This is a genomic window from Terrabacter sp. Ter38, assembly GCF_024519435.1.
In the GTDB taxonomy this organism is placed as follows: Bacteria; Actinomycetota; Actinomycetes; order Actinomycetales; family Dermatophilaceae; genus Terrabacter.
In genome coordinates this window covers 187,367-210,619 of record NZ_JALJRZ010000005.1, presented here as the reverse complement: position 1 = coordinate 210,619, position 23,253 = coordinate 187,367, and the positions used below count along the sequence as shown (strand labels likewise).

Below are 23,253 nucleotides of genomic sequence, written 5' to 3'. Positions count from 1 at the left end.
TTGCATGTCCTCGTGCGGTCAGCCGCACGAGGTCGTACGACCCTCGATCAGATCTTGGCGACCTGGGCGAAGGAGAGCTCGACCGGGGTCTCCCGGCCGAAGATGGAGACGAGCACCTTGAGCTTCTGGGTGTCGGGGTTGATCTCGGAGATCGTCGCGGGAAGGGTCTCGAAGGGGCCCTCCATGACAGTGACGGACTCGCCGACCTCGAAGTCGACGACCCGCACGTCCTTGCCGGCGCTCGAGCTCGACGACGCACCGGAGCCGTCGGCGGCCGCAGCGGCCTCGAAGTTCGGGGCGAGCATCGTGAAGACCTCGTCGATCGACAGCGGCACCGGCTGGTGGGCGTTGCCGACGAAACCGGTGACACCGGGCGTGTGGCGCACCGCGCCCCAGCTCTCGTCGGTGAGGTCCATGCGGACGAGGACGTAGCCGGGCATCCGGACGCGACGGACCTGCTTCTTCTGGCCGTTCTTGATCTCGGTGACCTCCTCCATGGGGACCTCGATCTCGAAGATGAAGTCCTCCATGTTGAGGGTCTGGATGCGCGTCTCGAGGTTGGCCTTCACGCGGTTCTCGTAACCGGCGTAGGAGTGGATGACGTACCAGTCACCGAAGCGCGTGCGCAGGTCGGCCTTGAAGTCGGCGACCGGGTCGCCGCTGCCCTCGGCCACCGGCTCGCCGTCCTCGTCGTCCTCCGAGGCAACGGCGGCGTCGACGTCTTCGGACTCGTCGTCGGACTCGTCGTCGGACTCGTCGGACGTGTCGTCCGCCGTCTCGGCCTCGTCGACGATGTCGAGGTCGGTGGCGTCGTCCTCAGCACCCGACTCGACATCGGAGGCCGAGAGGTCGTCGGTCTCGACCGCGGGGTCGACGACGTCGCTCTCGGTGCTCTCGCCGTTCGGGGCGCCCTCGTGGGCGAACTGCTCGGACACGCTCTGACCTACTTCCTTGCTCGTGGACCGGCCGTGACGGCCGGCAGTGACATCCCGGTGGGGTGCCGGTGGCTCGTGCCTCAGGTGGCCGAGCCGGTGAAGACCCAGGAGACCAGTCGGCTCAGACCGAAGTCGAGCGTTGACACGAGCGCCATCATGATCACGACGAACACGACCACGACGGTCGTGTAGCGCACGAGTTCAGGACCCGTCGGCCGCACGACCTTGCGCAGCTCGTCGAGGATCTGGCGCACGAAGAGGCTGATCGCGCCGAAGAGGCGCGATACGGGGTTGCCGCCGCGAGCCTTGTCGGCACGGCCGGACCCGCGCTTGGCGCTCGTCTCCGTCACGATTCCTACTTTCTGCCTGGGTGTCGGCCCGCGGGCGCCACACCCGGACCGTGGAGTCCCACGTCAGGGCAGAAGCCGCGTGCCGCCTTGCACGACGACCACATCACTGGGATGCGCAGGGCAAGAGGGACTCGAACCCCCAACCGCTGGTTTTGGAGACCAGTGCTCTACCAATTGAGCTATTGCCCTTCGCCGGGGACGTTGGGTTCCACGGCGGGACGGCATGCGTCAGCATGGCCAGCGAAGCCGTCCGAGGGACGATCATACGGGACGGATGCGCCCCAACGCGAACCGACCCGAAACCCCTTCCGCGGTTCTCCTCCGTCACCCACGGGGCACCCACCAGACACCCGCTGGGCACCTGCCGCGCCCGCGGTGGGGACCGTGCGACCCGGCATACGGACTCGGCCGCCCCACCCGGCCGACGCAGTGGCAGGATCGAGAGGTGACGAACCCGCGCACCCCCCTCGCGTCCCTGTCCGACGACGACCTGGCCGGCTTCCTCGCCGAGCAGCGTGAAGCCTACGCGGCCCTGCAGTCCAGAGGTCTCAGGCTCGACCTGACGCGGGGCAAGCCGTCCGCCGCGCAGCTCGACCTCTCCGACGACCTCCTGCGCCTGCCGACCACGACGAAGGACCGTGCCGGGGTCGACGTGCGCAACTACGGCGGACTCGAGGGCCTCGCCGAGCTGCGGGAGCTCTTCGCCGAGCTGCTCTGGGTCGAGCCGAGCCAGGTCATCGCGGGCGGCAACTCGAGCCTGACGATGATGTACAGCACCATCGTCGACTTCCTCCTCTTCGGCGGAGTCGACTCTCCCCGGCCCTGGAGCCAGGAGGAGACGGTCCGCTTCATCTGCCCCGTGCCCGGCTACGACCGGCACTTCTCCATGCTCGCGTCGTTCGGCATCGAGATGGTGACCGTCGAGATGCACGACGACGGGCCGGACATCGCCACCGTCGAGGCGCTCGTCAAGGACGACCCGAGCGTCAAGGGCATCTGGATCGTCCCGACCTACGCCAACCCGTCCGGTGCCGTCGTCTCCCAGGAGATCGCCGCGCGCCTGGCGGCCATGCCCGCCGCGGCGCCCGACTTCACGATCTTCTGGGACAACGCGTACGCCTTCCACCACCTCACCGAGGAGGAGGCCAAGAGCGCCGACATCCTCAGCCTCGCTGCCGCCTCCGGGCACCCGAACCGGCCGATCATGTTCGCGTCGACCTCGAAGATCACCTTCGCCGGCGCCGGCGTGGCCGTCCTCGCCGCGAGCGAGGCCAACGTCACGTGGTACCTCAGCCACCTCGCGATGGGCTCCATCGGACCCGACAAGGTCAACCACCTGCGCCACGTCGAGTTCTTCCGCGACGCCGACGGCGTGCGAGCCCACATGCGGCGGCACCGCGAGATCATCGCGCCGAAGTTCGCGGCGGTCGACGAGGCCCTGGCGAACGGCCTCGCCGGTCTCGGGGTCGCCGAGTGGAGCCACCCGACCGGAGGCTACTTCGTCAACCTCGACGTGCTCGACGGCACCGCGTCGCGGGTCGTGGCGCTGGCCAAGGAGGCCGGCATCTCGCTGACGCCCGCGGGCGCGTCCTTCCCGCTCGGGCACGACCCGCGCGACCGCAACATCCGCCTCGCCCCGACCTTTCCCGTGCTCGACGAGGTGCGCACGGCCATGGCCGGCGTCGCGACGTGCGTCGCCCTCGCCGCTGCCGAGAGGCTGACGCAGGACCGCGCCACGGGGGTAGGAGCAGAGGGCGACGGTACGACGCCGTCGGCCGTGGACGCCACGAACCCCTCGCACACCGCCACCGAAGGAGCCTCGCGATGAGCGACCAGGATCCCAACGAGACCATCGACGACGACCTGACGACGTACAGCGTCGACGACGAGGACCAGCTCCAGCCCGAGGACACCCTCGACGACGGCGACCTCGAGGACGTGCTCGACCGCGGCTACTCGCCCAACGACCGACCGATGGGGGTCACCGCTCACGGCACGACGGCCTACGAGGAGTCCGTCGACGAGACCATCGACGAGCGCATCCGCCAGGAGGTGCCGGACCCCGACTCCGCCTACGGCGCACCCGACAACGAGAGCGGCCTCGACGGCGACCGCGTCGGGGGCGACGACCCCGACGCCATCGACGCCGAGGACGACTGGCTGGGGGACCACGAGGTGGGCGACGCCCGCGCCGGTCGCCTCGTGGCCGACGACGAGGGCGCGCACGACGACGACGAGAAGCAGGCCTGGGCCAGCGACGTCGGCGTCGACGGGGCCGGCGCGTCGGCCGAGGAGGCCGCGATGCACATCGTCGACGAGATCGCCGACGAGCCCGACGAGGACTGAGTCCCGCCGGGCCCGACGCCCGACCCGCCACTCCCGACCGGCCCCGACCGGCCCGTTTCGCGCGCTCGAACGTCGAGCGCGCGAAACAAGATGAGCCGGTGACAGACTGGCGCGCATGACGCGTGCGGTGCAGGACCTGCCCAAGGCGCACCTGCACCTGCACTTCACGGGCTCGATGCGCATCGACACGGTGCGAGACCTCGCCGCCCGGCACGGCATCCGCCTGCCCGACGCCCTCGTGACGGGCTGGCCGCCCCGACTCGCCCGGGCCACCGATGAACGCGGCTGGTTCCGCTTCCAGCGCCTCTACGACGCCGCCCGGTCCTGCGTCCGCGGCGAGGACGACATGCGCCGGATCGTGCGCGAGGCCGCGGCCGACGACGCGGCCGAGGGGTCGCGCTGGCTGGAGATCCAGGTCGACCCGACGTCGTACGCCCCCTTCGTCGGCGGCATCACGCCGGCGCTCGAGATCGTGCTCGACGAGGCACGGGCCGTGTCGGCCGCGGGCGACATCGGGGTCGGCGTCGTCGTCGCGGCGAGCCGCATGCGCCACCCTCTCGAGGCCCGCACGCTCGCTCGCCTCGCCGCCCACCACGCGGGCGAGGAGGCGGGCGACGTCGTCGGCTTCGGCCTGTCCAACGACGAGCGGCGCGGGGCCGTCGCCGACTTCGCGCCGGCCTTCGCCATCGCACGGCGGGCCGGTCTGGCCCTCGTGCCGCACGGCGGCGAGCTCCTCGGTGCCCAGTCCGTCATGGAGACGCTCGAGCACCTCGACCCCGACCGCATCGGGCACGGCGTGCGGAGCGTCGAGGACCCACAGGTGCTCGACGCCGTCGCCGAGGCCGGCGTGACGCTCGAGGTGTGCCCGGGCAGCAACGTCGCCCTGGGGGTCTACGCCGACCCGAGCGACGTTCCGCTGCGCCGGATCGTCGAGGCCGGCATCTGCGTGGCGCTCGGCGCGGACGACCCGCTCCTCTTCGGGTCCCGCCTGGCCGCGCAGTACACCGCGGCCCGCGAGCTCGGCTTCGACGACGAGGGCCTCGCCGCGCTCGCCCGCGGCTCCCTCGAGGGCAGCCGGATGCCCGACCGTCTGCGCAAGGCCGCGCTCGCTGACGTGGACGCCTGGCTCGCCGGTCCGACGTGACACCGAGCACACGCCGGACCGGGTCGTAACCGGTCATAACGGGCCGCTCACCACGGAGCAGACCTCCTCGTCCACCCCCACCGGGTTTGCTCAGGATCGGTGCGCCCGGTCATGCTGGTCGGGAGATGAAGACTTCTGCCCCCACCACCACCCGCCCATCGACCGCCTCCGGCGCCCGTCTGCGACGACTCGCCGTGGTCGGTCTCGTCGCCCCCGTCGTCGCGCTCGCGGCGTGCAGCGGGGAGTCGCCCGTGACCGCCGACCCGATGGCCCCGGTCGGCACGACCCCGGCCGCGACGAGCACGTCGACGACGACAGCGCCGGCCACGACGACCGCGACGACCGCGACGACCGCGAAGCCTGCAGCAACGTCCACCGCCCCCTCGACGCGCTCCATCAATGCCGTGATCCGGGATCCCGAGCTCGGCCACACCATCACGGCGCTCCGCCTCTCGCGCAAACTGCCCTTCCCGCAGAACCAGCCCGTCGGCGCAGAGGCCTTCGAGATCGTCGGTGTCTGGGTCGACTTCCAGTCCGGCTCGCGCTACTCGGCGACCCTGGAGCCCAAGATGCTCTCGCTCGTCGCCGCCAGCCCGAAGCAGAACGTGGCCCCGAGCTTCGAGCTCGGCAAGCCGTACACGGCCGGTCCGCTGACGACGACGAAGCGCGGGGACCGGACGCGCGGCTGGGTCTTCTTCAAGGTCGACAAGGGCACGACGAGCGCCCTGCGCCTGGCCTACAACCGGCCGGCCTACGCCGTGAGCACGACGGACAAGAGCATCCCGGCCAAGACCTTCTCCGTCGTCCTGGCGAAGTAGCGGCAGCGCCCCGCGTCACGCGAAAGGCCTCGGTTCCCGACGGGACCGAGGCCTTCGTGCTGCTCGGGACGGGGACCAGCCGTCAGAGCCGCTCGCCGACGATGACCGGCTCGTTGACGAGGGTGACACCGAAGGCGTCGTGCACCCCGTCGCGCACCTGGCGGGCGAGGGCGAGCACGTCAGCGGTGGTGGCACCTCCCCGGTTGGTCACGGCCAGGGTGTGCTTCGTCGACAGCGCCGCCGGCGCCGGCAGGCCGAAGCCCTTGGTGAACCCGGCGTGGTCGATGAGCCAGGCGGCGCTCGTCTTGACCCGGCCGTCGGGCTCGGGGAAGCGCGGAGGCATCGGCCCCTCCCACCCGAGCCGCTCCCCCACGCGCTCGACGAGGTCGTCGAACTCGTGCCGGCTGAGGATGGGGTTGGTGAAGAACGACCCGCACGACCACGTGTCGGGGTCGGCGTCGTCGAGCACCATGCCGCGGGACCGGCGCTGCTCGAGGACCGCCTCCCGGGCGTCCTGGAGGGGCACGCGCGTGCCGAGCTCGACCCCGAGACCCTTCGCCAGGGCGGCATACGCCACCGGGCGGCTGAGGTCGGCGACCTCGAACTGGAACAGCACGTCGAGCACGACGTAGCGCGAGTGGCCCTTGAAGCGCGAGTGTCGGTAGGTGAAGGCGCAGTCGGCGTTCATGAAGGTGCGCACGGCCTGCTCCTGCCGGTCCCACGTGCGCACCTGCGCGACGGTCTGCGAGACGTCCTGGCCGTAGGCGCCGACGTTCTGGATGGGCGTGGCCCCCGTGAGGCCGGGTATGCCGCTCAGCCCCTCGACGCCCGCCCATCCCTGCGCGACGGCGTGGGCCACGACGTCGTCCCACACCTCACCCGCAGCGACCCGGACCACCGCGCCCCCGCAGTGGTCGGCGGACTCGGGCGTGATGCCCGACGTGGCGACGCGCACGACCGTACCCTCGAACCCGTCGTCGGAGACGAGGAGGTTGGACCCTCCCGAGACGACGAGCAGCGGCTCGTCCGCGTCGTCGACCTCGCGGACGGCGTCGACGATCTCGTCGGTCGTCGTGGCCGTGACGACGCGCGCGGCAGGGCCGCCGACCCGCATCGTCGTGAGGGTCGAGAAGGGGACGTCGTGTTGCTCCTGCACGCGGTGGACCGGCCGGCTCAGTCGAGGACCGCGACGGCGAGCGCCCGGCCGAGGACCTTCTCGCCGGCCGCCGTGGCGGTCAGCTCGACGGTGACCCGCTTCGTCTCGGGGTCGGCGGACTTGACGACGCCCGAGACCTCGATGTCGGCCCCGGCGTCGTAGGGCACGACGACGGGGCGGGTGAAGCGCACGCCGTACTCGACGACGCGGCCGGCGTCGCCGACCCAGGCGGTGACGAGCGTGACGGCCGAGCCCATCGTGAACATGCCGTGGGCGATGACGTCCGGCAGCCCGACCGCCTTGGCGAAGGGCTCGTCCCAGTGGATGCGGTTGCGGTCGAGGGAGGCGCCGGCGTACTGCACGAGGCGCGCACGGTCGACGTGGACGGTCGTCGCGGGCAGCGCGTCACCGACGGAGACCTCGGAGAAGGACCGCACGGAGGCCGGCGTCGTGCGCGGAGTGCTCGTGCCTGGAGTCCTCGGCTGGGTGCTCATCACTCGGCTCCTCGGATGACGATGGTCGACGTGGCCGTGCAGACGGCCTCGCCCGCTTCGGTGGCGAGCTCGGTGCGCGTCGTCACCATGGCGTGGCCTCCGGCCTCGCGCACGGTGTCGACGTGGAGCGTGCCGACGACGGCGTCGCCGGCCGTCAGGGGGCGGTGGTGGACGAAGCGCTGCTCGCCGTGCACGACGCGGGAGAAGTCGATGCCGGCCTCGGGGTCGCGGATCAGCTGGCCGTCGCACTGCTGGGCGATGAGGACCGCGAACGTCGGCGGCGCGATGACGTCGGCGTAGCCACGAGCCCGGGCGACCTCGGCGTCGACGTGCACCGGGTCGTCCGAGCCGACGGCCTCGGCGAACTCGCGGATCTTGGCGGCACTGACCCGATAGGTCTCGGTGGGCGGGTAGACCCGGCCCTGGAAGTCTGCGTTCACCGGCATACGGGCAGCCTATCGACCGCCGCCGACCGCCGCCCGCGCCGCCCGGTGGGCGTCCGCAAACGACGACGCTCCCCCGGCCGGTGGCCGAGGGAGCGTCGAGGAACGCGATGGTTCAGCGGGTCTCGCGGTGCTCCGTGTGCTTGCCGCACTTCGGGCAGAACTTGTTCATCGCGAGACGGTCGGGGTTGTTCCGACGGTTCTTCTTGGTGATGTAGTTGCGGTCCTTGCAGTCCACACACGCCATCGTGATCTTCGGACGGACGTCGCTGCTCTTGCTGGCCACGGCAACCTGCTCTTTCGGGAACGTACTTGGGTGTTCGGTCGTCTTGCGACGGGTGTCGCGCGGCGCGGCACGCGTTCCGGGCGGCATCCCGGGGTGACACGCAGGCGCGACGTCCAAGGTTACGCGACACCCCGATGATTCGAGAAATCGAACCGGGTGCACGCGGAAGTGGTAGCGGGAGCGGGGCTCGATCCCGCGACCTCACGATTATGAGTCGTGCGCTCTAACCAGCTGAGCTACCCCGCCATGGGCTGCCGTCCCCCGACCCGCCGCAGAAGCGACGGGACCGGGGACCGACCGACCAGAGCCCCAATAGGGAATCGAACCCTAGACCTTTTCCTTACCATGGAAACGCTCTGCCGACTGAGCTATTGGGGCGCGCCGACACCGAGAAACGCTGCGAGAACGCCTTCAGGACGACCTGTTGTGCGACGGTGAGACTACACGGTCGGCGGCGCGGATACGAAATCGAGCAGATGACCGACGGCGGGCGCCCCAACTGGGAGGATCAGGGCATGAGCGGTCTCCTCGACGGCCAGCACGACACGGGTCCGGCCACCGAACCCCCGGACCCATCGGTCGGGTCCGGGGACGGGCCGCGCGTCACCGACGTCGGTGACGTGGACACCCGCCTGGTCGACGTGCAGGTGCGCTTCGACCGGCGCAGCGTGTGGCGTGCCGGGTGGCTCGCGGTCGCCATCGTCGCGATCGCCGCGCTCGGCAAGTTCGTCATCGACGACGGCGGCTCGGTCATCTTCACGCTCACCATGGCCATGCTTGCCTCGATCGCGATGGAGCCGGCCGTGGCGCGGCTCTCGCGCAGGATGAGGCGCGGCATGGCGACCATGATCGTCATGCTCGGCGTGCTCGTCTTCTGCATCGTCTTCATGCTCGCCTTCGGCAACCTGCTGGCCGACCAGCTCGCCACCTTCGTCGCCTCGATCCCGGCGCTCGTCCAGAAGGCGACGACGTGGGCCAACGAGACCTTCGGTGCCGAGCTCAGCACCGACAAGCTGCTGGCCCAGTTCACGAGCGACGTCGGCGGCCTGAGCAGCCTCGCCGGCAGCGTGGCCGGCGGCCTCATCGGTGCCATCGCCGCCGTGCTCGGCGCCTTCTTCTCGTCGATCACCTTCTTCTTCTTCACCTTCTACTTCTCCGCCGACAGCCTGCGCCTGCGCCGCTGGGTCGCCCAGCTCGCGCCGCCGCGCCAGCAGCAGGTCATCGGAGTCGCGTGGGACCTCGCGGTGATCAAGACCGGCGGCTACGTCTCGGCGCGACTCGTGCTCGCCGCGATCTGCGGCGGCCTCTCCAGCCTGTTCATGCTCATCATCGGCATGGACTACTGGCTGGCCCTGGGCATCTGGACCGGCCTCGTGGCCCAGTTCGTGCCGACCATCGGGACCTACATCGCGATCGCGCTGCCCGTCTTCGTCGGCCTCGTCGGGCCCGAGCCGTGGCAGGGAGTGGCGCTGCTCGGCTTCGCCCTCGTCTACCAGCAGATCGAGAACGTGACGATCGAGCCGCGCATCTCGGCCGACGCCGTCGACGTGCACCCTGCGGTGTCCTTCGCAGCCGTGATGTTCGGCGCGGCGCTCTTCGGCGTCGCGGGGGCCTTCGTGGCGGTGCCCGTGGCAGCGCTGATGCTCGCCCTCTTCGACATCTACTCGCGCAAGTACGAGCTGCTCCCCCAGCTGGCCGCTCCGCAGCCCGGAGAGCGCCAGCACGCCGACCACCAGCATGCGTCCTTCACCGCCCGCCTCCCCGTGCTGACCGGGCCACGGGCGAATGCGGTCGCCCCGCCGGCACCCGAGGCCGCGCCGAAGCCGACGGGTCTGCGCGCGACGCTGCGCCACTGGTTCTCCCGGCACGACCCGTCCGGCCCGGAGACGTAGCCGGCACCCGCCGCCCCGACGGCTGCTGTCACTCTCCGTCGTGCGCGTCGTGCGCGTCGTGGGCGTCCAGCGCCCGCTGGGCCGTCGCCTCCTCCTCCTCACGTCGATGGCGTATGCCGCCCGCCTCGTCGAGCTCACCCGTGACCTTCTCGAGCCGGGACCTCGCCGTCGCGAGCCGCCGCTCGAGGTCAGCGATGCCCTCGATGACCTCCTCCTGGCGGGCCGTGAGGACTGCCACCTTTCGGTCGGCGGCCCGGAGGTCGGCCCGTGCGGACTCGAGCGCCGACTGGAGCCGCGCCCGCTCGGCGGCGCGCCGGCCCCGTCGTCGCTCCTCGAGGTCGACGGGGTCTCCCCCTCCCCCGCCGGGCAGGACCGAGAGCGACGGTCGGGCGCGGTCGGGCTCCGAGGAGCCGAGGTCCCGGGGGTCCGTGACAGCGACGACGTCGGCCACGTCGACCGAGCCGAAACCGGAGTAGCTGAGTGCCTTGACGAGCGCGCCGGTGAGGACCGAGGCCTCGGCGTCCTCGTCGGCGATGAGCGCGGTCAGCGTCTCGCGCACCTCCTGGGCCGCACCGGCGCCGAGCTTCTGGCCGTCCTCGGCCGCGACCTCGGCGATGCGGTCGGCCAGGGCGTCGACGCGGGTGGCGCGCTCCCGGCCGAGCAGCCGCAGCTGGTCGGCGTCGAGGGTGCGCTGGGCCTCACGGAGCAGCTCGGCGAACGACCGGAGCTCCTCGAGCTCGCCCGCGTGCTCGCGCACGAAGTGGTTCACCGCCCAGGCGGCGAGGGTCGGCTTGCGCAGGGCCCCCACCGAGGCGGCGAGGTCCTTCTCGCCCGCGGACCTCGCCTCGGCCACCAGCTCGGAACGCAGCGGGGTGAAGCGAGCGGGCGGGGCGGCATACAGCTGCTCGACGGCGGCGCGCAGGTGCAGGATCACCCCTGCATCCTCCCGCAAACCCGCTGGTGCGGCCCGCGCGGGACGGGCAGGCTGGGGCCGTGATCTGGATCTGTGCGACGTGCGCCGTCGAGACCGATGACCTGACCGGGCCTCCGGACGCGTGCACCGTCTGCGAGGACGAGCGACAGTGGGTGCCCGAGCAGGGCCAGCGCTGGACGACGGTGGACCAGCTGCGGGAGGCCGGGACGCGCATCCGCGTCGAGGCCGTCGAGGACGACCTCTGGGGGCTGCGCGCGGAGCCCGAGGTCGGCATCGGGCAGCAGACGATGGCCGTGCGTGTGCCCGAGGGGGTGCTCCTCTTCGACTGCGTCGGCTACATCGACGACGCCTCCGTCGAGCTCGTGCGATCGCTCGGGCCTACGCTCGCGGTGGCCGCGAGCCATCCGCACATGTACGGCGTGCAGACGGAGTGGGCCCGGGCGCTCGGCGACGTCCCGGTGCTCGTGGCCGCACCCGACGCCGAGTGGGTGCGGCGCCGAGACCCGCTGGTCGAGCTCTACGACGAGCAGCGGCAGGTCGCGCCGGGACTGACCCTGCACCGCGTCGGCGGGCACTTCCGCGGGCAGGCCGTCGTCGAGTGGACGGCAGGCGCCGAGGGACGCGGAGTGCTGCTGGCGGGCGACGCCGTCTTCCCCAACCCAGATCGTCGGTCGATGAGCTTCATGCGAAGTTATCCGAACCGGATTCCCTTGTCGGGCAACGTCGTCCAGCGCGTTGCCGGCCAGCTGGAGGGACTGCACTTCGACCGCCTCTACAACAACTTCGGCACCGTCGTGCCCTCAGGGGCCAAGGCCATGTTGCGCCGGTCCGCCGACCGCCATGCGGCCTGGACGCGGGGCGACTTCGACCACCTGACGTGAGGGTGGCCTCGGTCAGCCCTCGAGCGAGGACTCCTTGTGGGCGGCCCTGGCGCCGGTCTTGCTCGACTCGACGATCCAGTACGGCTCGTCCTTCGACGCCCTGAAGGTCTGGCCCTCGAAGGTGAACTCCACGACGCGCTTCTCGACGGCCTTCCCGGTCGTACGGCCCTGGGAGGTGTTCCAGTGGACGGTGTCACCCGTGGATATCGCCATGTCGACGATCAGACCACGGGACGGAGGGTCTGTGCCAGACGGGTCGGGAGCGGGTAGGTGCACAGGCGACGGCGTCGTCCGGCGCCGCGCCACACCCCGTGGAGGAGAAGCCATGAGCGACAACCCGCTGGACCCCGTGAGCGACGACCCGACGACCGAGGGCCCCGCTGACGGCGGAGCCGACACGAGCAGCCACGACGGCGGCGCCGACGGTGGCGCCGACACGGAAGGCCCCGCTGACGGCGGAGCCGACACGAGCAGCCACGACAGCGGCGCCGACGGTGGCGCCGACACCGAGGGCCCCGCTGACGGCGGAGCCGACACGAGCAGCCACGACGGCGGCGCCGACGGTGGGGCCGGAGCGGACCCGACCAGCTCGATCTGATGACCGCTGGCACGACGAGCCGGGTGCCCACGCACGAACGTGGGCGCTCGGCGCTCGCTCGTCTCGTCCCCTTCCCCGCAGACGAGTTCGCCAGGGACCACTGGGCGCACACGCCGATCATCACCCGGGCAGCCGACCTGCCGGCCGGGCTGCTCGACCTCTTCGGCGAGGACTCCGTCGACGAGCTCGTCTCCCGACGCGGGCTGCGCGCCCCCTTCCTGCGGGTCGCCAAGGGCGGCCGCACCCTCGGGGACCGGGAGTTCACCCAGGGCGGGGGTGTCGGTGCCTCCGTCGCCGACCAGGTGAGCGACGACAAGCTGCTCGGGCTCGTCGCCGACGGCGCCACCATCGTCCTGCAGGGACTGCACCGCACGTGGGGTCCGCTCATCGACTTCACGCAGCAGCTCGCGGAGGAGCTGGGGCACCCGGTCCAGGCCAACGCGTACGTCACCCCCAGCCAGAACACCGGCTTCAGCGACCACTACGACGTCCACGACGTCTTCGTGCTCCAGATGGGCGGCGAGAAGCGCTGGCGCGTCCGGCCGCCCGTGCACGACTCACCGCTGCGCGACGAGCCTTGGACCGACCACCGCGCTGAGGTCGAGGACGCGGGACGGCGGGCACCCGACCACGAGTTCACGCTCCGCCCGGGGGACGTGCTCTACCTACCGCGCGGCTGGGTGCACGCCGCGACCGCGCTCGGCGGGGTCAGCACACACCTCACCCTGGGCATCCACGTCTGGACGCGACGTCACGTGGCCGACGAGCTCGTGTCGATCGCGCTCGCCGACATCAGCCGTGACGAGAGGGTGCGCGCCTCGCTCGACGTCGCACCGACGGGCTTCGACCACGAGGCCATCGCCCCGGACGTCGAGCTCGTGCGAACCGCACTCGTGCGGGCTCTCGGCGAGATCGACACGGCCACCATCGTCGACGCGCTCGAGGCGCGGGCGCGCGGCGCCCAGCGACCCGCACCCATCGGCCCCCTGGCTCAGGTGGCCGCCGCCGAGGCGCTGCGCGACGACACGCTGCTCCACCTCCGGCCGCACGTGGCCCCCCGTCTCGTTCCCACGGGTCTTGGTCCGGCGATGCTGCGCAGCCGGCTCGCCGACTTCGCGGTCGAGCCGCACGAGGTCGGGACCTTCGTCGCGCTCGTGGCGGGCGGGGTGCTGCGTGCCGACATGGTCGGTCTCGACCTCGCGCGGCGGCTCATGCTCGCCGGGCTGCTCGTCGTCGCCGACGACTGAGCCCTGCGTGGCCTCTCGACTGTGAAGCGGCGGCCGAACCGTCGAGAGGCCACGTTCGGCCGAGTTCGAACCGTCGAGAGGCCACGTTCGGCCGGGTCCAAACCCGTGAGAGGCCAGTGGGCGCCCGAGGCTCAGGCGTTGACGGCCGTGGTCAGGGCCGCCTTGGCACCGACGAGGCTCGGGCCGTACCACGTGAGCAGCCGTCCGCTGACGAGAGCCGTGCGGGCCTGCGTGAAGGCCTCCGGGCCGTCGGTCGCCGAGAAGACGTAGGGCTCGTCCGGCAGCAGGACCGTCACGCCCTCACGGTCGAGGTCGGCCACCGCGACGTGCGGATAGCGGTCCGCGTCGTCGGCGAGGACGTTGCGCCAGCCGAGCCGCGACACGAGGTCACCGGTGAAGGTGTCGCGCCCCACGGCCATCCAGGGGTCGCGCCAGATCGCCACGGCCACGTCGACGGTGGGCTCGGTCACGGGCCCGTCCCACTCGCGCCGTGCGGAGACGAGCCAGTCGGGCGTGCCGACCTCGAGCACCTCGACGAAGAGTCGCTCGAGCGAGTCGAGCGCCCCCGGCACCGTCTCGATGTCGGTGACCCAGACGGGTATGCCGTCAGCCCGCAGTCGCCGGACGTCGAGCTCGCGGTTCTCCTCCTTGTTGGCCACGACGAGGTCGGGCGCCAGGGTTGCGATCGCCTTGAGGTCGGGGTTCTTCGTGCCCCGGACCCGTTGCACCGCAAGACCTTCCGGGTGGGTGCACCAGTCGGTGGCACCGACGAGCCGCTCCGGGCACGTCGTCGCCAGCGCCTCGGTGATCGACGGCACCAGGGACACGACCCGGCGGGGCGCTCGCGGGAGGGACACGGCATACGCCAGGTCGTCAGCGAGAGTCACTGCGGGCAAGACGTGACCTGTCGAAGGTCGGCGAGGGGCCGTTCGTGGCCTTTCGACGGGTGAGAAGGGGCCATTCGTGGCCTTTCGACGGTTGCCGGGTGGGTCAGACGTTGCGGCGGTACTGGCCGCCGACCTCGAAGAAGGCCTCGGTCACCTGCTGGAGCGAGCACACCCGCGCCGCCCGCATGAGGACGTCGAAGACGTTGCCGCCCTCGATGGCGACGGCCTTGAGCTCCTCGAGCGCTGCCGTCGCCTCGACCTCGTGGGCCGTCCGGAAGGCGCGCACGCGCGAGAGCTGGCTCTGCTTCTCCTCCTCGGTACCGCGGGCGAGCACGACCGTGCGGGGCACCTCGCCCTCGTGCGGGTTGCGGAAGGTGTTGACGCCGACGATCGGCAGGCTGCCGTCGTGCTTGCGGTGCTCGTAGAGCATCGACTCGTCCTGGATGCGACCCCGCTGGTAACCGGTCTCCATGGCGCCGAGCACGCCACCGCGCTCCGTGATGCGGTCGAACTCCTTGAGGACGGCTGCCTCGACGAGATCGGTCAGCTCGTCGATGACGAACGAGCCCTGGAGCGGGTTCTCGTTCATCGCGAGCCCCCACTCACGGTTGATGATGAGCTGGATCGCGAGCGCGCGGCGCACCGACTCCTCCGACGGCGTCGTCACGGCCTCGTCGAACGCGTTGGTGTGCAAGGAGTTCGCGTTGTCGTAGATCGCGATGAGTGCCTGCAGCGTCGTGCGGATGTCGTTGAAGTCCATCTCCTGCGCATGCAGCGAGCGGCCGGACGTCTGCACGTGGTACTTCAGCTTCTGGGACCGCTCCCCCGCGCCGTACTTCTCCTTCATCGCCACGGCCCAGATGCGACGGGCGACACGTCCGAGGACGGAGTACTCGGGGTCCATGCCGTTGCTGAAGAAGAACGACAGGTTGGGCGCGAAGTCGTCGACCGCCATGCCGCGCGCGAGGTAGCTCTCGACGTAGGTGAAGCCGTTGGCGAGGGTGAAGGCGAGCTGGCTGATGGGGTTCGCCCCGGCCTCGGCGATGTGGTAGCCGGAGATCGACACGGAGTAGAAGTTGCGGACCTTCCGCTCGATGAACCACTCCTGGATGTCGGCCATCATCTTGAGGCTGAACTCCGTGCTGAAGATGCAGGTGTTCTGGCCCTGGTCCTCCTTGAGGATGTCGGCCTGCACCGTGCCGCGGACGTTGGCGAGGGCGTATGCCGTGAGCTCCTCGCGCTCGACGTCGCCCGGCTCCCTGCCCTCCCGCGCCCGGAAGGCGTCGACCTGCTGGTCGATGGCGGTGTTGAGGAAGAAGGCGAGGATCGTCGGCGCCGGACCGTTGATCGTCATGGAGACGCTCGTCGTCGGCGAGACGAGGTCGAAGCCGTCGTAGAGGGCCTTCATGTCGTCGAGCGTGGCGACGGAGACGCCCGAGGTGCCGACCTTGCCGTAGACGTCGGGGCGCGGGTCCGGGTCGCGGCCGTAGAGGGTCACGGAGTCGAAGGCCGTCGACAGGCGGGTGGCCGGCTGCCCCTCGGAGACGAGCTTGAAGCGACGGTTGGTGCGGAACGGGTCGCCCTCCCCCGCGAACATGCGCGCCGGGTCCTCCCCCTCGCGCTTGAACGGGAAGACGCCCGCCGTGAAGGGGTAGTAGCCGGGGAGGTTCTCGCGGCGCAGGAAGCTGACGAGCTCACCGTGGTCGCGGTACCGGGGCAGTGAGACGCGGGGGATCTTGTTGCCCGACAGCGACTCCCGGGTCAGGGTGTTGCGGATCTCCTTGCCCCGGATCGTGACGACCTGCTCGTCGCCGGAGTAGGACTCGACGACGGAGGGCCAGTCCTCCAGCGCGCTCGCCACGTCGGTCGGCACGTCGGTGCGGGCCCGGTCGAGCAGCGCCTCGACGGCGTCGACCGCGCTCTCGGCGCTGTCGAGGTCGTCGGCCGCCGCTGCGGCCGCGAGCTCGCCCCGCACGGACTCGAGCCGCTGCGCCCTGGCGGCCGCGGCGGCATACCGCTCGGTGGCCTCGTGGTAGCCGCGGACGGTGTCGCTGATCTCGGCGAGGTAGCGCACCCGGGACGCGGGCACGATGGTCGCGATGCGGGTGGACTGCCTCGTGGCGACGCGCGGCAGCACGCCCTCCTCGACGGGCATCCCCTGCTCCGAGAGCAGCGCGCGCAGCTCCTGGTAGAGCGCCGTGACGCCGTCGTCGTTGAAGGTGGCCGCCGAGGTGCCGTAGACGGGCATGTCGGCCGGGCTCTTGCCGAAGGCCTCGCGGTTGCGCACCATCTGGCGGCCGACGTCGCGCAGGGCGTCCTCGGCGCCGCGGCGCTCGAACTTGTTGATGGCGACGACGTCGGCGCGGTCGAGCATGTCGATCTTCTCGAGCTGGCTGCTGGCGCCGAACTCCGGCGTCATGACGTAGAGCGAGACGTCGGCGTAGTCGATGACGGCCGCGTCGCCCTGACCGATGCCCGGCGTCTCGAGGATGACGAGGTCGAAGCCCGCAGCGCGGACGACCGCGAGGACGTCGTCGAGGTGGGTCGGCACCTGGGATCCGCCGCGCGTCGCGAGGCTGCGGAAGAAGACGCGGTCACCGTCGAGGGAGCTCATCCGGATGCGGTCGCCGAGCAGCGCACCGCCGCCACGGCTGCGCGTCGGGTCGACGGCGAGGACGGCGACGCGCAGCTTGTCCTGCTGGTCGAGGCGCAGGCGGCGGATCAGCTCGTCGGTGAGGCTCGACTTGCCGGAGCCACCCGTGCCGGTGATGCCGAGGACCGGCACGCGACGACGGCCCGCGGCCTCGCGGATGCCCGACAGCATGGCGTCGTCGATGTCGCCTTCCTGCGCGCCGGTGATGGCGCGCGCCACGGCGGCCCGCTCGCCGGCGAGGACGGCCTCGAGCGCCGGCGCACCGAGCTCCCACGGGTCGAAGTCGCAGTCGGCGACGACGGTGTTGATCATGCCGGCCAGACCGAGGCGCTGGCCGTCCTCGGGGCTGAAGATCGTGACGCCGGACTCGCGCAGCCGCGCGATCTCCTCGGGGACGATGACACCGCCGCCCCCGCCGACGACGCGGATGTGGCCGGCGCCGTTCTCCTCGAGCAGCTTCACGAGGTACTCGAAGTACTCGACGTGGCCGCCCTGGTAGGAGCTGACCGCGACGCCCTGGACGTCCTCCTCGATCGCCGCGTCGACGACCTCCTGGACCGAGCGGTTGTGCCCGAGGTGGATGACCTCGGCCCCCTGCGTCTGCATGATGCGCCGCATGATGTTGATCGACGCGTCGTGCCCGTCGAAGAGGCTGCTCGCCGTGACGAGGCGGACGTGGTGGGAGGGCTGGTGATGATCGCGCTTCGCTGCGTCGGACATGGAAAAATAGTAGGACTTCCTACTAATGGACGTCAACGCGTCAGCGTCCTACGATGACGCCATGAGTGCGCAGACCAACGCGGGCGGCATGAGCGCCGGAGCGGGTGGCGGGGTGAGCGCCGGCGTCGCCGCCGGGTCCGGCCTCGGCTTCGACCCGATCGCCCGCGCGCGGGAGCAGTGGGTCGAGCAGGGCTGGGGCCCGGCCGCGGACGGGATGGCCGCCATCACCTCGCTCATGCGCGCGCACCAGATCGTGCTCGCCCGCGTCGAGGCGACGCTCCGGCCGCTCGGGGTGACCTTCGCCCGCTACGAGGTCCTCATGCTGCTGTGGTTCAGCAGGCGCGGGTCGCTCCCGATGAAGGTGATCGGCAGCCGCCTGCAGGTGCACCCCACGAGCGTGACCAACGCGGTGGACCGCCTCGAGGACGCCGGGCTCGTGACACGCTCGACGCACCCCGAGGACCGCCGCGCGATGCTCGTCGCCCTCACCCCGGCCGGCCGCGAGCTCGCGGAGCGGGCCACCAAGGCCCTCAACGCCGAGGTCTTCGAGCAGCCCGACCTCGGGGCCACCGACGTCCGGTCGCTCGTCGACGTGCTGACCCGGCTGCGACGCGACGCGGGCGACTTCTGACCCCAGTTCGTTACGCGGACCGGCAGCGGCCGGGGCGCGACCTCGGCAGACTGGGGGCATGCCCGACACCCCGCTGCCCCCGGACCATCTCGAGCGTCTGGCGCAGCAGCGGCGGTCCTTGCGCGACCTCGCGCGCGCCGCGCAGCGGCCCGGTGGCGGGTTCGGATGGCTCGGCGACGACGGGAGGCTCGACCCGGCATACGGCGTCGAGGTGTGGATCACGGCGCGGATGACCCACGTCGCCGCCCTGGCGGTGCTCGAGGGCGACACGTCGTTCGAGGCGGTCGTCGACCACGGCGTCGCGACCTTCGCCCCCGGCGGCCTGCTCCACGACCCCGAGCACGGCGGCTGGTTCGCGTCGGTCCACGGCGACGGCACGCCCGACGTGTCCGACAAGCGCGCCTACGAGCACGCGTTCGTCGTGCTCGCCGCGACCTCCGCGTCGGCCGCCCGGCGTCCCGGGGCCGACGACCTGCTCGACCGGGCGCTGCAGACCTACGAGCAGCGCTTCTGGCGGGAGTCCGACGGGCTCGCCCTCGACGTCTGGGACCGCACGTGGACCGACCTCGAGGACTACCGCGGCGTCAACGCCAACATGCACTCGCTCGAGGCCCTGCTCGCGGCGTGGGACGTGACGCGTGACCCGCGGTGGCTCGGTCACGCGCTCCGGATCACCGAGCGCGTGGTGCACGGCTTCGCCCGCTCGTGGAACTACCGGCTCCCCGAGCACTTCGACTCGTCCTGGGAGCCGCGCCCCGACTACAACCGCGACCGTCCGACCGACAAGTTCCGCCCGTTCGGCGTGACGCCGGGCCACCTCCTCGAGTGGTCGCGACTGTCGCTGCACCTGCGCCATGCCCTCGGGGACGAGGCGCCGGCGTGGCTGCTCGACGAGGCGCGCTCACTCTTCGACGTCGCGGTGCACGAGGGCTGGGACGTCGACGGGCACGAGGGCTTCGTCTACACGACCGACTTCGAGGGTCGGCCCGTCGTGCGCGACCGGCTGCACTGGGTGGTCACCGAGGCCATCGGCGCCGCCCGCACGCTCCACCTCGCGACCGGCGACCCGACGTATGCCGCCTGGTACGACCGGTGGTGGGAGCACGCCCACGCGTGGTTCGTCGACCCCGCGCAGGGGTCGTGGCGCCACGAGCTCTCACCCGAGCTCGCGCCGTCGAGCGTCGTCTGGCAGGGACGCCCGGACGTCTACCACGCCTACCAGGCCTGCCTCGTCGGCGCGCTCGGCGAGATCACGTCGTTCGCCGGGGCCCTCAGGGATGGGCACCTGCGGGCGGCTCGGACCGCCTAGTCCTGCTGTCGGTCGACGAGGGCCCGGATCTCGCTCTCCGGGTAGCGGCGATGTCCGCCGAGCGTCCGCAGCGCGTGGAGGCGACCGGCCCGTGCCCACCGGCTGACGGTCTTGGGGTCGACGCGGAAGATCGTCGCGACCTCCGCCGGGGTCAGCAGCCTCTCGACCGCTGTCTCAGGTCCGTCCATGTCAGTCCGCCTCGCGCGATCGCAGCCTCAGTGGAGGGTCACGGACTCGGGGCTGGCTGCTCAACCCCGAGTCCGAAGGATCCCGATCGCGGCACGCCCTGGGACGGTTCGTCGCCGGGCTCCCGACACTGTCACGGTACGGGTAGGTCATTCGACAATCAAGCGATCAGGCCAACGGGCGAGATGGCCTCAGTAGATTGGGCGCATGAGCCCCCCCGCCCAGGCCCGCGACGACGCGACGGTCGCCCTGAGAGAGCTGATCCTCGCCGGCGAGCGCTACCGCATCGCGGTGGCTGCGCGGCTCGACCTCACGGTCAACGAGAGCCGGACCATCAGCTACCTCCTGGCCCGGGGTCCCATGGGCCAGACCGAGCTCTCGACCGCCCTCGGCCTGACGACGAGCTCGACGACGACGCTCCTCGACCGCCTCGAGCAGCGCGAGATGGTGCGACGCGTCCCCGACCCGAGCGACCGGCGGCGCAGCTCGGTGGAGATCCCCGAGTCCGGTGCGATCCGGCTTCGCGAGGTCAGGGACTGGCTCCCCCAGGCCTTCGACGCGTTCGACGGGGACGACCTCCACGACGTGGCCGCCACGCTCGGGACCCTCGCCGCCTCGCTGCGCGAGGTCACCACCCGGATCGACGCCTCGCACCCGTCCAGCCCCGGTCGCCGCAGGCGCCACTGAGCGCGGCGTCGTCCGGACGGGTCGCGACTCAGCCGATGACGCGGTCGAGGAAGGTGTTGCCGAAGACGCGCTGCGGGTCGACCCTCGCTCGCAGCGACCGGAAGTCGGCCATCCGCGGATAGAGCGGCTCGAGCTGCTCGACGCCCGCGACGAAGCACTTGCCCCAGTGCGGGCGCGCGCCGAGCGGCAGGAGGGCTGCCTCGACCTCCGGCAGGACGGCATACACCCGCTCGACGTCACGGACCCACGTGAAGTGCACGGCCACGACGTCGTGTCCGTGCGAGCCGCTGAGCCAGTGGTCGTCCGCGGCGACGGTGCGCAGCTCCGAGACCTGGAGCACCGGGGCCATGCGGTCCCGGAGGCCGCGCAGGCGCGCTATCGCGGTGAGGGCGTGCTCGCGGGGCAGGAGGTACTCGCTCTGGAGCTCCGCGCCGCGGCTCGGGGTGAAGCCCATCCGGAAGTGCGGCAGCCGGTCGAGCCACGGCCCCGGCACGCCACCCTGGGCCGTCACCGAGTCCAGATCCGCACCGTCGAGCATGTGCATCGTCGTGGTCGCCGGGGCCGCGCCGAACGGCGCGTTCGGCGCCTGCTCGCCGCGGCTCTTGAGCCAGACCTGGTCGATGCCCGACTCGCCCCACCGGGTGAAGAGGCTGACGCTGTAGGCGCTGCTCGTGACCGCGTCGAGCCCGGAGGTGAGCGCGTCCCACGACAGGCTGGTGAAGACGTCCTGTCGGACCTCGTACGTGCGCTCGACGTCGAGGGTGACCGAGGTGACGATCCCGAGCGCACCGAGGGCCACGACACTGCCCTCGAAGTCGGCGTCCCCGCGACTGACCGTGCGCAGCTCACCGTCGGGACCGACGAGGTCGACGGAGGCGACGGCCGTTGCGAGAGAGCCGTTCCCGGTGCCCGAGCCGTGGGTGCCGGTGGCCACGGCACCCGCGACCGAGATGTGCGGGAGTGACGCGAGGTTGCCGAGGGCCCACCCCGCCGCGTGCAGCTGGGTCGCCACCTGGCCGTATGCCGCATGCCCGGTCACGCGGGCCGTGCGGGTCGCCGGGTCGACGTCCACGGCGGTGGGCAGGTCGACGAGCGAGACGAGCACGCCGTCGTCGGCGTCCGTGATGTCGGTCAGGTCGGTGAAGCTGTGCCGCGACCCGAGGGCGCGCACGCGCGGGGCCGCCGCGACGAGCTCCTGCAGGTGCTCGACCGAGCGCACCCGCTCGATCGGTGACCGGTAGGTGTGGGTGCCGGCCCAGTTCGTCTCCGCCATGGCCTCAGTCTGCCCCCACGGCTCGAAAGGAGGTCGGCGGTATCAGGTCTGGTGGCGCCGGCGGTGGCTGCGGTCCTCGTGCAGCTCGGGATGGACGTCCTCGGGCAGCTCCTCGGGCTCGGCACCCTCGCCCGGGCGGGCCACGCCCCAGCCGTCCGGCGTGATGGTGTCGACGGGCGGGTTGCCGACGAGGTGGGAGCGCTCGGCTCCCTCCGGGTGGTCGCGACGCGCCTGCTCGGTGTCGTCGCGATGCTTGTTGAGGGACTCGCTGGAGTCGCGTCCGGCTCGACGGGGTCCGACGACGAGGAGCCCGATCACGAGAACGATGACGACGGCCAGCATGACGATGAGTCCAACACGATCACCCATGAGCACCTCCAGGGTCCGATGCGGCACTCACGACGGTACTCCCGTCGGCTCCGGGCCGGGCCTGTTGTGCGCGAACGGATGTCAGCCGGGTGGCGCTCCTCGAAGCGGGAGGACGCGGCCAGAAGCCGCTCGGGGCCGCTCGGGGCCGCTCGGTGCGCCCCAGTCAGCGGGAGTCGCGGGAGTCGCGGGCGGCCCGGGCCGCTGCGACCTTCGCCGCGCGCTCGCGCGCGAGCCGGGCCGTGGGGTCGTTGCCCTCGCCCAGCTGCGCCGGGCCGAAGACGGTCAGGGCGACCAGGCGCAGGCGGTAGCCGATGCGGTACCCGATCGAGAGTCCGTCACGGGGCGTCGATCTCGACACGTTGCTGCCTCCAATTAGTTAGTGCACTAACTGTTAGTGTACACAGGTCCCGCCACACCGACGACGAGGCCTCGATGACCCGCAGCGCCACCTCCCGCACCACGCCGCGACCGACCACCCGCCCCGCGGAGACCGCCGTGTCCTCCATGTCCCCCGACGACCTGCTCAAGCTCGACCAGCAGGTCTGCTTCGCCCTCGCCGTGGCGGCCCGCAACGTCATCGGGCTCTACCGCCCGGTGCTCGACCCCCTCGGGCTCACCCACCCGCAGTACCTCGTGATGCTCGCCCTCTGGGAGCGGTCACCGCTCACCGTCCGCGAGATCGGCCGTCTGCTCAGCCTCGAGCCGGCCACGCTCTCGCCCCTGCTCAAGCGGCTCGAAGCGGCAGGTCTCATCAGGCGCGACCGCCACCCCGACGACGAGCGCGCCCTCGCCATCACCTTGACGCCGCGCGGCCGGCAGCTGCGCGAGCAGGCGCTCGACGTTCCGCCGCAGATCGTCGAGCGGCTCGGCGTGCGGGTCGAGGACCTCCAGGCCCTGCACGCCTCGCTCAGCCGGATCATCGCCGCGACGACGGCGACCGACTGAGCGCGCCCGGCCGAGCACGACGACCCTGGTATGCCGCTGGGCCCGGACATCGGTCCGGGCCCAGCGGCT

The 23,253-nt window shown here is 71.6% G+C and carries 26 protein-coding genes and 3 tRNA genes; 12 read left to right on the top strand and 17 right to left on the bottom strand.

The window, feature by feature from the left end:
* Positions 1-47: 47 nt before the first annotated feature.
* The 3 genes from nusG to NR112_RS12700 form a co-directional block, all read right to left on the bottom strand.
* The gene (gene nusG, locus NR112_RS12710) at positions 48-935 is read right to left on the bottom strand and encodes a transcription termination/antitermination protein NusG (RefSeq protein ID WP_256794691.1); all 888 of its coding nucleotides are present in this window, start codon (positions 933-935) and stop codon (positions 48-50) included.
* 80 nt (positions 936-1,015) lie between these two features.
* Positions 1,016-1,285 (bottom strand): preprotein translocase subunit SecE, encoded by a 270-nt coding sequence (secE, locus tag NR112_RS12705; RefSeq protein WP_056752708.1) that lies wholly within the window; start codon positions 1,283-1,285, stop codon positions 1,016-1,018.
* Positions 1,286-1,401: 116 nt separating this feature from the next.
* A tRNA-Trp gene (locus tag NR112_RS12700) sits at positions 1,402-1,474 on the bottom strand.
* 256 nt (positions 1,475-1,730) lie between these two features.
* Here NR112_RS12700 and NR112_RS12695 point away from each other — a divergent pair.
* The 4 genes from NR112_RS12695 to NR112_RS12680 all read left to right on the top strand — a co-directional run bounded on the left by NR112_RS12695 (position 1,731) and on the right by NR112_RS12680 (position 5,593).
* On the top strand, positions 1,731-3,113 hold the full coding sequence (locus tag NR112_RS12695) for an aminotransferase class I/II-fold pyridoxal phosphate-dependent enzyme (RefSeq protein ID WP_256794690.1): 1,383 nt from the start codon (positions 1,731-1,733) through the stop codon (positions 3,111-3,113).
* On the top strand, positions 3,110-3,631 hold the full coding sequence (locus tag NR112_RS12690) for a DUF5709 domain-containing protein (protein ID WP_256794689.1): 522 nt from the start codon (positions 3,110-3,112) through the stop codon (positions 3,629-3,631). Before NR112_RS12695 ends, NR112_RS12690 begins: the two co-directional genes overlap by 4 nt.
* 115 nt (positions 3,632-3,746) lie before the next feature.
* Positions 3,747-4,775 (top strand): adenosine deaminase, encoded by a 1,029-nt coding sequence (locus NR112_RS12685; protein WP_256794688.1) that lies wholly within the window; start codon positions 3,747-3,749, stop codon positions 4,773-4,775.
* A 125-nt stretch (positions 4,776-4,900) separates the two neighbouring features.
* Positions 4,901-5,593, top strand: a complete 693-nt coding sequence (locus NR112_RS12680; RefSeq protein ID WP_256794687.1) for a hypothetical protein — start codon at positions 4,901-4,903, stop codon at positions 5,591-5,593.
* Positions 5,594-5,675: 82 nt separating this feature from the next.
* Here NR112_RS12680 and NR112_RS12675 read toward each other — a convergent pair whose 3' ends face one another.
* The 6 genes from NR112_RS12675 to NR112_RS12650 form a co-directional block, all read right to left on the bottom strand.
* The gene (locus tag NR112_RS12675) at positions 5,676-6,749 is read right to left on the bottom strand and encodes a UDP-N-acetylmuramate dehydrogenase (protein WP_256794686.1); all 1,074 of its coding nucleotides are present in this window, start codon (positions 6,747-6,749) and stop codon (positions 5,676-5,678) included.
* Between the two features lie 17 nt (positions 6,750-6,766).
* A complete protein-coding gene (locus NR112_RS12670) occupies positions 6,767-7,243 on the bottom strand; it encodes a MaoC/PaaZ C-terminal domain-containing protein (protein WP_256794685.1) in 477 nt (158 codons plus the stop codon).
* On the bottom strand, positions 7,243-7,689 hold the full coding sequence (locus NR112_RS12665; protein WP_256794684.1) for a MaoC family dehydratase N-terminal domain-containing protein: 447 nt from the start codon (positions 7,687-7,689) through the stop codon (positions 7,243-7,245). Before NR112_RS12665 ends, NR112_RS12670 begins: the two co-directional genes overlap by 1 nt.
* Positions 7,690-7,801: 112 nt before the next feature.
* Positions 7,802-7,972, bottom strand: a complete 171-nt coding sequence (rpmG, locus tag NR112_RS12660) for a 50S ribosomal protein L33 (protein WP_020143294.1) — start codon at positions 7,970-7,972, stop codon at positions 7,802-7,804.
* A 169-nt stretch (positions 7,973-8,141) separates the two neighbouring features.
* Positions 8,142-8,218, bottom strand: a tRNA-Met gene (locus NR112_RS12655).
* 59 nt (positions 8,219-8,277) lie between these two features.
* Positions 8,278-8,350 (bottom strand) — tRNA-Thr (locus tag NR112_RS12650).
* A gap of 137 nt (positions 8,351-8,487) precedes the next feature.
* Here NR112_RS12650 and NR112_RS12645 point away from each other — a divergent pair.
* Positions 8,488-9,864 (top strand): AI-2E family transporter, encoded by a 1,377-nt coding sequence (locus NR112_RS12645; RefSeq protein WP_256794683.1) that lies wholly within the window; start codon positions 8,488-8,490, stop codon positions 9,862-9,864.
* A gap of 28 nt (positions 9,865-9,892) precedes the next feature.
* On the opposite strand, the gene NR112_RS12640 is transcribed toward NR112_RS12645, so the two are convergent.
* Complete coding sequence (locus NR112_RS12640) at positions 9,893-10,798, bottom strand: hypothetical protein (protein ID WP_256794682.1); 906 nt, start codon at positions 10,796-10,798, stop codon at positions 9,893-9,895.
* A 59-nt stretch (positions 10,799-10,857) separates the two neighbouring features.
* Here NR112_RS12640 and NR112_RS12635 point away from each other — a divergent pair, with 59 nt between their 5' ends.
* Positions 10,858-11,679, top strand: a complete 822-nt coding sequence (locus NR112_RS12635) for a hydrolase (protein WP_256794681.1) — start codon at positions 10,858-10,860, stop codon at positions 11,677-11,679.
* A gap of 12 nt (positions 11,680-11,691) precedes the next feature.
* Here the strand turns inward: NR112_RS12635 and NR112_RS12630 are convergent, their stop codons facing one another.
* A complete protein-coding gene (locus tag NR112_RS12630) occupies positions 11,692-11,892 on the bottom strand; it encodes a DUF2945 domain-containing protein (protein ID WP_256794680.1) in 201 nt (66 codons plus the stop codon).
* A gap of 112 nt (positions 11,893-12,004) precedes the next feature.
* Here NR112_RS12630 and NR112_RS12625 point away from each other — a divergent pair, with 112 nt between their 5' ends.
* Together NR112_RS12625 and NR112_RS12620 are read left to right on the top strand one after the other, a co-directional pair.
* The gene (locus NR112_RS12625) at positions 12,005-12,277 is read left to right on the top strand and encodes a BatC protein (RefSeq protein ID WP_256794679.1); all 273 of its coding nucleotides are present in this window, start codon (positions 12,005-12,007) and stop codon (positions 12,275-12,277) included.
* Positions 12,277-13,524 carry a cupin domain-containing protein gene (locus NR112_RS12620; protein WP_256794678.1) on the top strand — a complete coding sequence of 416 codons (1,248 nt, stop codon included), beginning with the start codon at positions 12,277-12,279 and terminating at the stop codon, positions 13,522-13,524. Before NR112_RS12625 ends, NR112_RS12620 begins: the two co-directional genes overlap by 1 nt.
* A 131-nt stretch (positions 13,525-13,655) precedes the next feature.
* Here NR112_RS12620 and NR112_RS12615 read toward each other — a convergent pair whose 3' ends face one another.
* Positions 13,656-14,420: a helical backbone metal receptor gene (locus NR112_RS12615; protein WP_256794677.1), complete on the bottom strand. Its 765-nt coding sequence runs from the start codon at positions 14,418-14,420 to the stop codon at positions 13,656-13,658.
* Positions 14,421-14,514: 94 nt separating this feature from the next.
* The gene (gene icmF / locus NR112_RS12610) at positions 14,515-17,784 is read right to left on the bottom strand and encodes a fused isobutyryl-CoA mutase/GTPase IcmF (protein ID WP_256794676.1); all 3,270 of its coding nucleotides are present in this window, start codon (positions 17,782-17,784) and stop codon (positions 14,515-14,517) included.
* Positions 17,785-17,872: 88 nt separating this feature from the next.
* On the opposite strand from icmF, the gene NR112_RS12605 reads away from it, so the two are divergent.
* Positions 17,873-18,415: a MarR family winged helix-turn-helix transcriptional regulator gene (locus tag NR112_RS12605; protein WP_374512372.1), complete on the top strand. Its 543-nt coding sequence runs from the start codon at positions 17,873-17,875 to the stop codon at positions 18,413-18,415.
* Positions 18,416-18,473: 58 nt separating this feature from the next.
* On the top strand, positions 18,474-19,724 hold the full coding sequence (locus tag NR112_RS12600) for an AGE family epimerase/isomerase (protein WP_256794674.1): 1,251 nt from the start codon (positions 18,474-18,476) through the stop codon (positions 19,722-19,724).
* On the opposite strand, the gene NR112_RS12595 is transcribed toward NR112_RS12600, so the two are convergent.
* Complete coding sequence (locus NR112_RS12595; protein WP_256794673.1) at positions 19,721-19,912, bottom strand: BldC family transcriptional regulator; 192 nt, start codon at positions 19,910-19,912, stop codon at positions 19,721-19,723. The two genes, NR112_RS12600 and NR112_RS12595, sit on opposite strands and share 4 nt — an antisense overlap.
* A 205-nt stretch (positions 19,913-20,117) precedes the next feature.
* Here NR112_RS12595 and NR112_RS12590 point away from each other — a divergent pair, with 205 nt between their 5' ends.
* Positions 20,118-20,597 carry a MarR family winged helix-turn-helix transcriptional regulator gene (locus tag NR112_RS12590; protein WP_256794672.1) on the top strand — a complete coding sequence of 160 codons (480 nt, stop codon included), beginning with the start codon at positions 20,118-20,120 and terminating at the stop codon, positions 20,595-20,597.
* A 28-nt stretch (positions 20,598-20,625) separates the two neighbouring features.
* On the opposite strand, the gene NR112_RS12585 is transcribed toward NR112_RS12590, so the two are convergent.
* The 3 genes from NR112_RS12585 to NR112_RS12575 form a co-directional block, all read right to left on the bottom strand.
* Positions 20,626-21,870, bottom strand: coding sequence for a D-arabinono-1,4-lactone oxidase (locus NR112_RS12585; RefSeq protein WP_256794671.1), 1,245 nt, complete (start codon positions 21,868-21,870; stop codon positions 20,626-20,628).
* 42 nt (positions 21,871-21,912) lie between these two features.
* Positions 21,913-22,239 (bottom strand): hypothetical protein, encoded by a 327-nt coding sequence (locus NR112_RS12580; protein WP_256794670.1) that lies wholly within the window; start codon positions 22,237-22,239, stop codon positions 21,913-21,915.
* Positions 22,240-22,402: 163 nt separating this feature from the next.
* The gene (locus tag NR112_RS12575; RefSeq protein ID WP_256794669.1) at positions 22,403-22,597 is read right to left on the bottom strand and encodes a hypothetical protein; all 195 of its coding nucleotides are present in this window, start codon (positions 22,595-22,597) and stop codon (positions 22,403-22,405) included.
* 74 nt (positions 22,598-22,671) lie between these two features.
* On the opposite strand from NR112_RS12575, the gene NR112_RS12570 reads away from it, so the two are divergent.
* Positions 22,672-23,184 (top strand): MarR family winged helix-turn-helix transcriptional regulator, encoded by a 513-nt coding sequence (locus tag NR112_RS12570; RefSeq protein ID WP_374512304.1) that lies wholly within the window; start codon positions 22,672-22,674, stop codon positions 23,182-23,184.
* Positions 23,185-23,253: the final 69 nt, after the last annotated feature.

Excerpts from the sequence above, each read along its gene's own strand:
- NR112_RS12690 (WP_256794689.1), top strand. The coding sequence starts at position 3,110 with ATGAGCGACCAGGATCCCAACGAGACCATCGACGACGACCTGACGACG.
- NR112_RS12685 (WP_256794688.1), top strand. The coding sequence starts at position 3,747 with ATGACGCGTGCGGTGCAGGACCTGCCCAAGGCGCACCTGCACCTGCAC.
- NR112_RS12680 (WP_256794687.1), top strand. The coding sequence starts at position 4,901 with ATGAAGACTTCTGCCCCCACCACCACCCGCCCATCGACCGCCTCCGGC.
- NR112_RS12670 (WP_256794685.1), bottom strand. The coding sequence starts at position 7,243 with ATGAGCACCCAGCCGAGGACTCCAGGCACGAGCACTCCGCGCACGACG.
- NR112_RS12665 (WP_256794684.1), bottom strand. The coding sequence starts at position 7,689 with ATGCCGGTGAACGCAGACTTCCAGGGCCGGGTCTACCCGCCCACCGAG.
- NR112_RS12645 (WP_256794683.1), top strand. The coding sequence starts at position 8,488 with ATGAGCGGTCTCCTCGACGGCCAGCACGACACGGGTCCGGCCACCGAA.
- NR112_RS12630 (WP_256794680.1), bottom strand. The coding sequence starts at position 11,892 with ATGGCGATATCCACGGGTGACACCGTCCACTGGAACACCTCCCAGGGC.
- NR112_RS12625 (WP_256794679.1), top strand. The coding sequence starts at position 12,005 with ATGAGCGACAACCCGCTGGACCCCGTGAGCGACGACCCGACGACCGAG.
- NR112_RS12620 (WP_256794678.1), top strand. The coding sequence starts at position 12,277 with ATGACCGCTGGCACGACGAGCCGGGTGCCCACGCACGAACGTGGGCGC.
- icmF (WP_256794676.1), bottom strand. The coding sequence starts at position 17,784 with ATGTCCGACGCAGCGAAGCGCGATCATCACCAGCCCTCCCACCACGTC.
- NR112_RS12605 (WP_374512372.1), top strand. The coding sequence starts at position 17,873 with ATGAGCGCCGGAGCGGGTGGCGGGGTGAGCGCCGGCGTCGCCGCCGGG.
- NR112_RS12600 (WP_256794674.1), top strand. The coding sequence starts at position 18,474 with ATGCCCGACACCCCGCTGCCCCCGGACCATCTCGAGCGTCTGGCGCAG.
- NR112_RS12595 (WP_256794673.1), bottom strand. The coding sequence starts at position 19,912 with ATGGACGGACCTGAGACAGCGGTCGAGAGGCTGCTGACCCCGGCGGAG.
- NR112_RS12590 (WP_256794672.1), top strand. The coding sequence starts at position 20,118 with ATGAGCCCCCCCGCCCAGGCCCGCGACGACGCGACGGTCGCCCTGAGA.
- NR112_RS12585 (WP_256794671.1), bottom strand. The coding sequence starts at position 21,870 with ATGGCGGAGACGAACTGGGCCGGCACCCACACCTACCGGTCACCGATC.
- NR112_RS12580 (WP_256794670.1), bottom strand. The coding sequence starts at position 22,239 with ATGGGTGATCGTGTTGGACTCATCGTCATGCTGGCCGTCGTCATCGTT.
- NR112_RS12570 (WP_374512304.1), top strand. The coding sequence starts at position 22,672 with ATGACCCGCAGCGCCACCTCCCGCACCACGCCGCGACCGACCACCCGC.